This window comes from Paenibacillus macerans (assembly GCF_050565405.1).
GTDB lineage: Bacteria > Bacillota > Bacilli > Paenibacillales > Paenibacillaceae > Fontibacillus > Fontibacillus macerans_B.
Genome location: NZ_JBNYYG010000099.1, coordinates 1 through 11,157, shown reverse-complemented (window position 1 = coordinate 11,157; position 11,157 = coordinate 1). Strand labels below are relative to the sequence as shown.

The 11,157-nt window shown below is 56.3% G+C and carries 8 protein-coding genes and 1 riboswitch; of the genes, 4 read left to right on the top strand and 4 right to left on the bottom strand.

Annotation, left to right across the window (positions count from 1 at the left end):
- The first annotated feature begins 578 nt into the window (after positions 1 to 578).
- Both queF and ACQ4N8_RS27715 read left to right on the top strand, forming a co-directional pair.
- Entirely contained in the window at positions 579 to 1,076 is a 498-nt protein-coding gene (queF, locus tag ACQ4N8_RS27720) for a preQ(1) synthase (RefSeq protein ID WP_430707599.1), read from the top strand.
- Between the two features lie 28 nt (positions 1,077 to 1,104).
- Positions 1,105 to 2,076, top strand: coding sequence for a 2-hydroxyacid dehydrogenase (locus ACQ4N8_RS27715; protein WP_430707598.1), 972 nt, complete (start codon positions 1,105 to 1,107; stop codon positions 2,074 to 2,076).
- A 132-nt stretch (positions 2,077 to 2,208) separates the two neighbouring features.
- Here ACQ4N8_RS27715 and ACQ4N8_RS27710 read toward each other — a convergent pair whose 3' ends face one another.
- Both ACQ4N8_RS27710 and ACQ4N8_RS27705 read right to left on the bottom strand, forming a co-directional pair.
- Positions 2,209 to 2,787 carry a PadR family transcriptional regulator gene (locus ACQ4N8_RS27710; RefSeq protein ID WP_430707597.1) on the bottom strand — a complete coding sequence of 193 codons (579 nt, stop codon included), beginning with the start codon at positions 2,785 to 2,787 and terminating at the stop codon, positions 2,209 to 2,211.
- A 7-nt stretch (positions 2,788 to 2,794) separates the two neighbouring features.
- Positions 2,795 to 4,318, bottom strand: coding sequence for an MDR family MFS transporter (locus tag ACQ4N8_RS27705; RefSeq protein ID WP_430707596.1), 1,524 nt, complete (start codon positions 4,316 to 4,318; stop codon positions 2,795 to 2,797).
- Between the two features lie 237 nt (positions 4,319 to 4,555).
- Here ACQ4N8_RS27705 and ACQ4N8_RS27700 point away from each other — a divergent pair, with 237 nt between their 5' ends.
- Together ACQ4N8_RS27700 and ACQ4N8_RS27695 are read left to right on the top strand one after the other, a co-directional pair.
- The gene (locus ACQ4N8_RS27700; RefSeq protein ID WP_430707595.1) at positions 4,556 to 5,641 is read left to right on the top strand and encodes a M24 family metallopeptidase; all 1,086 of its coding nucleotides are present in this window, start codon (positions 4,556 to 4,558) and stop codon (positions 5,639 to 5,641) included.
- A gap of 267 nt (positions 5,642 to 5,908) precedes the next feature.
- Positions 5,909 to 7,600 (top strand): methyl-accepting chemotaxis protein, encoded by a 1,692-nt coding sequence (locus ACQ4N8_RS27695; RefSeq protein WP_430707594.1) that lies wholly within the window; start codon positions 5,909 to 5,911, stop codon positions 7,598 to 7,600.
- A gap of 106 nt (positions 7,601 to 7,706) precedes the next feature.
- On the opposite strand, the gene ACQ4N8_RS27690 is transcribed toward ACQ4N8_RS27695, so the two are convergent.
- Positions 7,707 to 8,867 carry a KamA family radical SAM protein gene (locus tag ACQ4N8_RS27690; protein ID WP_430707593.1) on the bottom strand — a complete coding sequence of 387 codons (1,161 nt, stop codon included), beginning with the start codon at positions 8,865 to 8,867 and terminating at the stop codon, positions 7,707 to 7,709.
- Between the two features lie 161 nt (positions 8,868 to 9,028).
- Positions 9,029 to 9,172: riboswitch (cyclic di-AMP (ydaO/yuaA leader) on the bottom strand.
- Positions 9,173 to 9,195: 23 nt separating this feature from the next.
- Positions 9,196 to 10,905, bottom strand: coding sequence for a cobyric acid synthase (locus ACQ4N8_RS27685; protein ID WP_430707592.1), 1,710 nt, complete (start codon positions 10,903 to 10,905; stop codon positions 9,196 to 9,198).
- Positions 10,906 to 11,157: the final 252 nt, after the last annotated feature.

Below are 11,157 nucleotides of genomic sequence, written 5' to 3'. Positions count from 1 at the left end.
GTAGGTCTGCCTACGCTCCGCTACTCTGTCCCTAGCTTCATCCAACCTTCTCGGTGCTCCAAACCTGACTTTTTGAACCTTCATCGAATCGGTCGTTCACAAAGTCATCTTTCGATCACGATGCAGAATTCATGGAGCTTAATCGGCGTCGAATCTTGAATTCGGCCGGGCCCAAAAGTATGCTTTCGAAGTATGTTTCCTACGGAAACATATGTGTTGCTCACGTAGCCTCCAGCAAGCTAACGGACACCAGAAACGCTATTGGCCCGCTTTAGGGCAGTTTCCGATTCTAACGGACCGAGGAGACCTTATTTCGGTCAAAAGCGGCTAAATGGTCACCATGAGAGCCCAATAAGGTCTCTGGAGTCCGTTACCGCGGGAAATAGCCGGGAAATGGGCTAATAAGGTCTTTACGGTCCGTTACCTTCAGCGTGGTTACGTTCAGCCCCGCTACTGACGTCCCTAGCTTCATCCGACCTCAAGCGTTTTGAAAAAACGCGCTTCGTAGGCATAAGCTTCGGTGCTCCAAACCTGACTTTTTGAACACACATATAATAAATACCAAAGGAGGGCTTCCCATGACCGGAAGACAACCCGAAGAAATGCAAGACGTTACGCTGCTGGGCAACCAGGGCGTCAAATATCCGTTTAACTATGCGCCCGAGGTGCTCGAAAGCTTCGACAACAAGCACCCGTACCGCGATTATTTCGTGAAATTCAACTGTCCGGAGTTCACCAGCCTTTGCCCGATCACGGGCCAGCCCGATTTTGCCACCATCTATATCAGTTATATGCCCGATATCAAAATGGTAGAGAGCAAATCGCTCAAGCTGTACCTGTTCAGCTTCCGCAATCACGGCGACTTCCACGAGGATTGCGTCAACATCATCATGAACGACCTCATCAAACTCATGGATCCGAAATACATCGAGGTTTGGGGCAAATTCACTCCCCGGGGCGGCATTTCCATCGACCCGTACTGCAATTACGGACGCCCGGGCACCAAATACGAAGCCATGGCCGAACACCGCCTGCTCAATCACGATATGTATCCGGAGAAAATCGATAATCGTTGAAACTTAGAGATAGGAGAGGAGAAATCTCATGAAGCCGAAAGTGTTTATCTCGAGACCGATTCCGCCGGAGGTCGAGGCCTACCTGGGCGAGCATTGCGATTGCCGCAAATGGGATGGCTCCGAACCGATTACCCGGGCCCAACTGCTGGGGAGCTTGTCCGACGCGGAAGGCCTATTGACCGCGGACCGCAGCATCAATCAGGAGCTGCTGGACCACGCGCCTAAATTGAAGGTCGTCAGCAATATCAGCGTCGGCTACAACAATTTCGATCTGGCCGCGATGAAAGCCCGCGGCGTGATCGGCACCAATACGTCGTCCGTCTTGAACGACACGGTAGCCGACCTCATCTTCGCGCTGATACTGGACGTCGCTCGCCGGGTGTCCGAGCTAGACAAATATGTCAAGGCCGGGCTGTGGAAACGCGGCGACGGCGAAAATCTGTTTGGCCTCGACGTGCATCATAAGAAGCTGGGCATCATCGGCATGGGGGAAATCGGCGAAGCCGTCGCCCGCCGGGGCAAGTTCGGATTCGGGATGGATGTGCTGTACCATAACCGCAGCCGCAAACCGGAGGCGGAAACCGGCTTTGGCGCCGCCTATCGCTCGCTGGATGAGCTGCTGCAAGAAGCCGATTACATCGTGCTGATCACGCCGCTCACCCCGGAAACGCGCAAGCTGATCGGCGCGCGCGAATTCGATTTGATGAAGCCGACGACCGTATTCGTCAACGCCTCGCGGGGAGCGACCGTAGACGAACACGCCTTGATTGCCGCCCTGCAGAACAAGCAAATCTACGGGGCCGGCCTCGACGTTTTCGAGCAGGAACCGGTCGATCCAAGTAACCCGCTGCTGCAACTGGCGAACGTCGTCGTCCTGCCGCACATCGGCTCGGCGACGCAGCAAACCCGCCGGCAGATGGCGATGCGGGCCGCGGAAAACCTGGTCGCCGCCTTGCACGGCCAAACGCCTCCCAACCTGGTGAAGGAGCTGCGTCCCTGAGCTAAGAATCGGACGGAAGCGGTTCTAGCGCTCCCGAAACAAACAAAATCCTCCCCGGACGATATGTTCTCGCGCAAGCGAGCGACGTTCAAGGGAGGATTTTTCCTCATGGATATGAATGATTCGGTTCGATTACTCTTCGGTGAGCAGATCCGCACGGTTTCGATCGCCGAGCAACCCGGCTTCGGCATCCGCCTGCAGCCGGCGCAGCCAGTCCAGCTCGGTCCGGGCATGCTCGTAACGGCCGGCCATCAAATGCAGCACGCTCCGCGGCACGATCCCCTGATGCTCCTGGTACACTTGATAGTACAGATTTACCCGATGCTCGGCTTCCCGGATGCGCTCCTGCAGGACCGCCGCAATTTTGCCCTGATCTCCGCGTCCCGCAAAGACCAGCGCGGCATGCAGCGGATGGTAATCGGGGTTGTCCTCCTGGAAGCGGTCCAAGAGCAGCTTGTGGAAATAATCCCGGCCTTTGCCGGTAATGCGGTAGACGGTTTTGTCCGGCCGGCTGCTGCTTTGGATCGTCTCCACCGCTTCGATATGCGACTGCTTGGCCAATTGATCGACCGCATAATACAGCGAGCCGATGTTGAATTTGCCGTGCTGGTCGAGAAAGCGGTCCCGAATGCGGATCAGCATCTCGTAAGGATGCAGCTCCTCCTCCAGCAGCAAGCCCAAGACGCACAGCCGGATCGCATGTGCTTTCATCGATCCCTCATCCCCGCTGTTCCGTAGGCTTGGCCGCCGCCCGGATAATCCGGTCCTTCGGCATCGCAATCACGACCAGCACCGCCGCAACCGTCGGAACCAAAGCCCACATGAACGTATGGGCGATGGAGGAAGCCATGGCGTCGGTGATTCTCTCCAGGATTTCCGGCGGAATCATCGCCCGTTTCTCCGGACTGAGCGCCTCGCGGGTATCGCCGAAGGCCGCTCCCCCCTGCCCCATGCCGGCAAAGGCTTCCGCCATGCGGCTCGACATGAGGTTCCGCTGCACGATGCCGAAAATCGTAATGCCGAGCGTCATCCCGAGCGAACGCAGGAAGGAGTTGGTCGAAGTCGCCGCTCCGCGCTGGCGCATGTCAAAGTGATGAACGGAAGCCATGCTGAGCACCGAAAAGGAGAAGCCGACGCCAAAGCCGGTCAGGATGCTATACAAGGTCAGCATCAGACGCGACGTGTCGTTGGCTAACGTGCCGAGCGCAAAAATGCCGCAGACGAAGCAGACGACCGAAAGGGCCATGACCGCGCGGTAGGACATGCGCGAAGCCAGCATTCCCCCCATCATGCTGCCGACGACGGAGCCGATCATCATCGGCATCAAAATAATGCCGGAATTGGTCGCCGAGCCGCCGTACACGCCCTGCACGAAGATCGGAATATACACCGTCGCCACGATAAATACGCTGCCGTAGAACAAAGCCAGCAAACAGCTTGTCGCATACAGCCGGTTTTTGAACATGCCGAACGAAATAATCGGCTCCTGCGCTTTCGTTTCCGTCAGCAGGAAGGCGATGAACAACACCGCGAAGCCCGCAAACAGCCCGAGGATCACCCCGGAGCCCCAGGCATATTTCTCGCCGCCCAGCTCCAGCGCGAACATCAGGCAGACGACCGCGCCGACCAGCGTAAACGCGCCGCCCCAGTCGATCCGCTGCTTCGCGTGCTCAAGCGACTCCTTGTAGTAAGGAATGATCAGAAGCAGCGATGCGATCCCGATCGGGATGTTGATGTAAAACACCCAATGCCAGCTTAGCGCATCGGTGATAAAAGCCCCCAGCAGCGGCCCGAAAATGCTGGAGGTGCCGAAGACGGCGCCCAGCAAACCGGTCATTTTGCCGCGCCGCTCCACCGGGAAAATATCGTAAATGATCGTAAAGGCAATCGGCATCAACGCGCCGCCGCCAATCCCTTGAATCGCCCGGTAAACGCTGAGCTGGACAATGCTGCCCGCGAAGCCGCACAACACGGATCCCAGCAGGAACATGACGATCCCGAACAGGAAAAACCGTTTGCGGCCGTACATATCCGACAGTTTGCCGAAAATCGGCGTCCCGGCCATGACGGTTACCATATAAGCGGACGTGACCCAAACGAACTGATCCATGCCGCCCAAATCGGCGACGATCGTGCCCATAGCCGTCGTCACGATCGTATTGTCCATCGCCGACATCAGAATCGCCAGCATCAAGCCGACAAGGATGAGCCGGGTATGATCTTTTTTCTCTGCAGCCAACATCTTCTCTCCTTTGCCTATATCATATTCAAATTTGAATAACCTCTTCCCATTTTATTTAAAATTCACGAAAAGTAAACCTTTTCCCGCAAAAAAACCCGCGAGGCTTGCTCAGCTTACGGGGGCAAGGCGATTTGTGCCGTTTTGTCCCCTTCTGCCGCTGCAACTGAACTACCGTTCTCTTTCGCTTTCCCCTATAATGAAAACTAGAAATCTTTGCGTGAAAGGAAGTTTTTTCTAATGAATGGGAAATGGACCGAACTTGAACGAAACATGCGGGAATCGGGCGTCAGCACGCTCCTGATTACCGATCCGAAGCATGTGTACTATCTCACCGGATTTCTGAGCAATCCGCATGAACGGTTTCTTGGAGCCGTGCTTCAGGCGGGCAGCGAGCCGTTTCTATTGGTGCCGGAACTGGATGAGGAAGCCGCTCGCGCCGCTACGAATATCGCGGAAATCCTCACTCACGGCGACACGGATGATCCGTATCTGCTGCTCAAAGAGCGCCTAGGCGGTTCACTCGGAACGATCGGTTTCGAAAAGGAACGGGTCTCCGTCGCCAATTTCGAGAAGATGCAGGACGTGCTCGCCTTTTCGAGATACCTGGACGTCGGCCCTTGGCTGCGGGAGCTTCGGGTTCGCAAAAGCGCCGACGAGGTCGCCAAAATCAAGCATGCCGTCAACCTGATCGAGCAGGTGCTGACCGAATCGCTGCGCCAGGTCAAGGAAGGCGTCACCGAAAATGAACTCGTGGCGGAAGTCGAATACCGGATCCGCAAGCTGGGCGCGGACGGCCCTTCCTTCGACTCCATGGTGCTGTCCGGAGAGAAAACGGCATTGCCGCACGGGGTCCCCGGCACGAGAGCGATCCGCCGAGGCGATCTGCTGATGTTCGATATCGGCGTTTACGCGGATGGATATGCTTCGGATATCACCCGCACCTTCGGGGTGGGCGAGTTATCCGCCGAGCTGATTCGCATTTACGAAACCGTGCTGGCTGCCAACGAAGCGGCGATCGCCGCGATTAAGCCCGGGGTGACCTTCGGCTCTATCGACCGGGCCGCGCGGAGCGTGATCGAGGACGCCGGATACGGCAAGTATTTTATCCATCGGCTGGGTCACGGACTTGGCATCGACGTCCACGAGTTTCCGTCCGTCCACGGGGAGAACGAAGTTCTGCTGACGGAAGGCAACGTATTTACCGTCGAACCTGGCATTTACGTGCCGGGCGTCGGCGGGGTGCGCATCGAAGACGATGTGCTGGTGACCCGCTCCGGCGTGGAAGTATTGACGACCTATCCGAAACAGTTGACTTATATCTAACATGCAATGTAATGAAAAGAGCCTGACATGTCTCCTTTGGAGGCATTTGGGCTCATTTTTTTTGCGCATTATGTCCGCTTTTTTTGATAATTTCCGCTGAAAAGGGATAAGAAAACCAAAAAAAGTATAGTTACCTCATTTTCAAAGGGCATATTTTCCTATAAAATAATGCTTATGAACCATTGGTTAAAAAAAGAGAACCCATCGGTTCAGGCAGAATGCATATACATAGTTCCACTATTCTAAGGGAGATTGGGGAGGATTTCCGTGTTTAAGATTATCAATCGCTCCATCAGCCGCAAGTTAATGAGTACTTTTGCGGTGGTCATCGTGGTCTCATCTCTACTGTTTAGCGTCAGCTTTTATTACATCTCCATGGGAATCATTAACCAAAACGTGTTGCCGCAGTTTGATAAAGTGCTGCTGACCAGTACGCAGGATATCTTCAAACGACTGGACACGACCCAATCCTTGCAATTGTTGAGCGGGAAGGAAAACTCGCGGTTTACGGTCGAAACGTATTTGACGAAAAGCGCTAAAGACTTTTCGCTAAACACCGCATATCTGATTCATCTTCAGGAAGACGGCGCTACGGTACTCGCCGCCAATGAAAATTCGGGGATGAAGCCCGGCGATAAGCTGGAAACGCAAGCAGCGATGAGCGAAGCCTCCAAGGGCGGAGTACATATCAGCGATCTGTATTCGGATCAGTTCGGATCCCATAAGACGGCGTTCATCGCCATTCCGGGCAGCAAAGCGATGCTGGCGGTCGGTCTCGATGCCACCTTCATCGACGAGAAACGCGCGGAAATTCTCCAGGTTTCCATCGGAATCACGGCGCTCGTCATCGTGCTAGGCATGGCAATCGCTTATTTTATCAGTTCGCGGATGGCGAAGTCCCTTAAGAAACTGGTGGGCGTGACCGAGAAAATGGCTGGCGGGGACTTCCGTCACGAGATTGAAGTGAAGGGCCACGACGAAGTCGCGCAGCTGGCCGGCAGCTTCCGCACAATGACCAACCAGCTTAAAGTCATGTTCGCCACCGTGATGGAAACCTCGCACGCGGTCGTTAACGGCTCGGATCATCTGTCGAAGTCCGTGAAGACGTTTGAGGACTTAATCGGCCGCTCCAATGCGGCCACCCATGAAATTGAAGCCGGCAGCATGACGATCGCCTCGGCGGCGGCGGAGAACGCCCGGGCGATGGAGGAAATTTCCCAAGGCGTTCAGCACATCGCCTCCTCTTCCGCGGAAGTGACCGAGCGGATCGGACAAGCCGCCGAGGAAGCCGGAGCCGGGAACGGCCTGGCGCAAACGGCCATCGAGCAAATGCAGCACGTGGAAGACGCCGCTGCCCGCACGCTGGAGCATATCCGCGTATTAAACGAACGCTCGGAATCGATCGCGGGCGTGGTCGGCACGATTACCGAGATCACCAAGCAAATCAATATCTTGGCCCTCAACGCCGCGATCGAAGCGGCCCGGGCCGGCGAGCACGGCAAAGGCTTTGCCGTCGTTGCCGAGGAGGTCCGCAAGCTGGCCGAGCAATCCCGCCTGGCGATGGAGGAAATCGGCGAGAACCTGCTGAGCATCCGCGAAGAATCGGAAAACTCCGTGAGCGCCATGCAGCGCGCCAGCCAGGAAATCGTGTCCGGGGTGGGCCGCGTGCAAAAGGCCGGTCAAGCATTCGAGCAGTTGACGGAACTGATTCAGAATATCAACCTGACGATCCAATCCGTCTCGGCCTCGACGCAGGAAGTGTCCGCCGGCACGGAGGAAGTGACCGCTTCCGTCGAGGAATCGGCCAACATTACGGCCAAATCGCTCGAGAGCATGGAGCAAATCGCCAACTATTCGCAGCAGCAGCTCACCGAAATGGAGAGCCACTCCAGCACGGTCAACTCCCTGCACGAACAAGCCCTGTCGCTGCGCGAGTCCGTGGAGAAGTTCAAGATTTAATCGAAAACGCGCAAAAAACGTACCCTTTCCGCCGTCTCTATAGGGGCAGCGACCAAGGGTACGTTTTTTTCATGCTTACGGATCAGGATGAGTTCGTTTGCTCTAGCTATTTGAGAACGGGGATATCGGACAGCCCTCCCGCGGAAACGACCTCGTCCAGCTTCCTCTCCGGCTTGTTCCAGTAGGCTTCGTTACCCGGCAGATCGTCGAACCAGGCGGCGTCGTCCGGACAAGGCAGGATCATGAATTTGCCGTATTCATCATCCCGGGATTGATGGTATTTCAAGTAGGCCTGACCGTTTTCGATCGCCAAAATTTCGATTTTTCCCGACGTATGGCTCATCGATAAGCGAACGCGTTTGCCCAGCCCGGAAGTGCGGGCCTTGGCTTCCTCCACTAATCGGTACGCGCGTTTCAGCGGAAGGACGAAATCGGCGTTTCCGGCGACCGGCCGGTTAATGAAGAAATAGTAAGGGGTGACGCCGGCCCAGGACAGCCGGTCCAGCAATTCGCCAAGCACGGCCGCGTCGTCGTTGATGCCCTTCAAGATCGGCGTCTGATTCACCACGATCGCCCCGGCATCATGCAACGCCTGGAAGCCGAGTTTCACCTCCGGCGTGATTTCGCGCGGGTGATTGATATGTGCCATGACGTAGATTCTTTGGTCGACGGTGGAAAATTCCTTGATCAGTTCCAGCAATTCCGGATCTTCGTAGATCCGCATCGGGTTAAAGACGGGGATTTTGGAGCCGAGCCGTATGATCTTGACATGCTTGATGGCCCGCAGTCGCTCGAGAATCGAGCGCAGTTTTTTCGTGGCCAAAATAAGACTGTCGCCGCCGGTCAGCAGAACGTTGTTGATCTCCGGGTGCTGCGCGATGTACTCGATGCCGGGGGTAACGTCCGACATCGCTTCCTTGACGTCGTTGCGGAACAGCCGCTTGCGGAAGCAATACCGGCAATAGGAGCCGCAAACCTCGGAAACGATAAGCAATGCGGTTGTCCGATATTTATGCTGGCAGCCGGGAACGGCATAGTTGGTCGCCTCGTCGGAGGCGTCCCAGCGGCCGTATTCCTTCAGCTCTCCCGTGTTCGGGATCACCAGCTTGCGAATCGGGTCCTCGGGGTCATTCCAGTCAATCAGTTTCAAATAATAATCGTTTACCCGAAAGACGAATTTGTCCGTAATCGGCTTAAGCTGCTCGCGCTCCCGTTCGGACAATTCGCTCACCTTGGCGATATCGGTGATATACTTCGGATTTGCCATACACCATCTCCTCCTTTGTCATGGTCGATGCGTAAAGAGGAAGCGGGAAAACATAGCAGTGAATGAACGAGTAATCCGCCGAATGCTCGGGGCATAGCTCTTAAAGAAAACAAAAAGACCCCGAGAAAACAGGGTCATTGGTTGATGACTGAACGTATTAAAAATGACCCATCCACTGCAAACGAGGTTAGCTGACGGGCTCGGGAAAGATGGTTCCCTACGTTTTGAACTTGCAACGATTCGCCCCAAAGATTGGTTCCCCCGCTTTTCGACTTTACCCATCGAAAATTAAGCGTACTTTAATGCTACCTTATTTCTGTCCGCTTTGTCAAAGCTTTCCTTGCCATTTATGAGGATCAATTCCGGCGATGCCGTAGACCAGATCCATGCGCAAATGGCTACGGACGTGCGCGGCCAGCCGGTCGAACGCCGCTTCCTTCCTGGAAGCGGACGCAAAGGTTGCGCCGAGGGGCGCCAGCGCTTTGCTTAGCCGGATCCCGTCCAGCCAGGCCCGCCGCCACGCATCGTTATGGAACAGATCGTGCAGATAGGTGCCAAACACCCGGCCGTCGGGGCTTGCCGCGCCCTCGCGGTAGGTTGCCGTTCCATCCGTGTCTGGGCCTTCCGGCAAGGAGGACCGGATCGAAAACAGCGGCAAAGGCTTCTCAAGGTCAGGCGGTTGGCCCGGCCGGCCTGCGCATGACGCCCCCCTGCCTTCCGGCGCATCAGCTTCGCTTGCTGCTTCGGCGTCCTGGTAATCGGTAACCCCGGCGTGGATCTCGTAACCTTCGATAGGCAAGGTTCGGCCTGCAGGGTACAGCGGCACGGGCTGGTCCGGGAGCAAAACGCCGCTGACGCGAACGGTTTTCTTGCCCGGAAGAAACGTCGTCGACAGCGGTAGCCAGCCTAGTCCCTCAGCCGAACGGGGAACATTAGCCTCTACCGCCTCTGGATCGTGCAGCCGTTTGCCCAGCATTTGATATCCTCCGCAGATGCCGACCAGCCGGGTATGCGGCCGCTCGTCCATATGCCGGCGAATCTCCGCCTCAAGCCCTTGTTCCCGCAGGAAGGACAGATCCCCGATGGTATCCTTCGTGCCCGGCAGAATGACGACGTCCGGCTGCCCCAGCTCCGAGGGTTTGTCCACGTAGCGGAGCGACACGTCCCGCTCGGCAACCAACGGCGCAAAGTCCGTAAAATTGGAAATGCGCGGGTAGCGGATAACGGCGATATCAAGCTCTTTGCGGCGGGTTTCATCCGGCGTGGAGGCATACGTCTCCAACACGACGGAATCCTCCGCTTCGATGTCCATGTCCGGCAGGAAAGGGAGCACGCCCAGCACGGGAATGCCGGTCCGCTGCTCCAGCCAATCAAGCCCCGGCTGCAGCAGGGACAGGTCGCCGCGGAATTTGTTGATGATGAAGCCTTTGACCCGGGCACGTTCGTGCGGCTCCAGCAGTTCCAGCGTTCCGACCAGAAAAGCGAACACTCCGCCGCGGTCGATATCGCCTACCAGGATGACCGGAGCCTCCGCCCAACCGGCCAGGTTCATGTTGACGATGTCGCGCTGCTTCAGATTGATTTCCGCCGGGCTCCCGGCCCCTTCCATAACGACGATATCGTATTGCTCGCGCAATCGCCCCAGCGCCTCCATGACCAGCGGCTTCGCCTGCGGGAGGAACTCCTCCCGGTAGTTCGCCGCGCTAAGATGCCGGAACGGACGCCCGTGAACGACGATCTGCGAATGCATGTCGCCCGTCGGCTTGATCAGCACCGGATTCATGTCCGTCGTCGCCGCGATGCCGCAAGCCTCCGCCTGGATCCCCTGCGCCCGGCCGATTTCCCGCCCGTCCGGCGTGACGTAAGAGTTCAAGGCCATATTCTGCGACTTGAACGGAGCGGGCCGCAGCCCGTCCTGCGCAAAAATGCGGCATAACGCCGTCACGATCACGCTTTTGCCTACGTCCGACGCCGTCCCCTGGATCATGAGCACCGCCCCTGGGGAAGCGGCTGCATACTTGTCATCCTTGTTCTCCATCTTGTTTCCAGCTCCTTTCCGAACCAGCTTGTTAAATCGGCCTATTTCGGCGGTTACGGCTGAATCTAGAAGCCGTACCATAGCTTACCCGAAACGAAAAACTGCAAAAGTGCAGGAATTTCGGGCGATTTTAAAGACTAAGGCTAATAAGGTGCAAAAGTGCACTAGCGTTGCATTAAATCTACAAGGTACCGGCCAGGCGTTAAAATTGTATTCGATTTTTCGAATACAATTCGTCACTAACGACAAAAA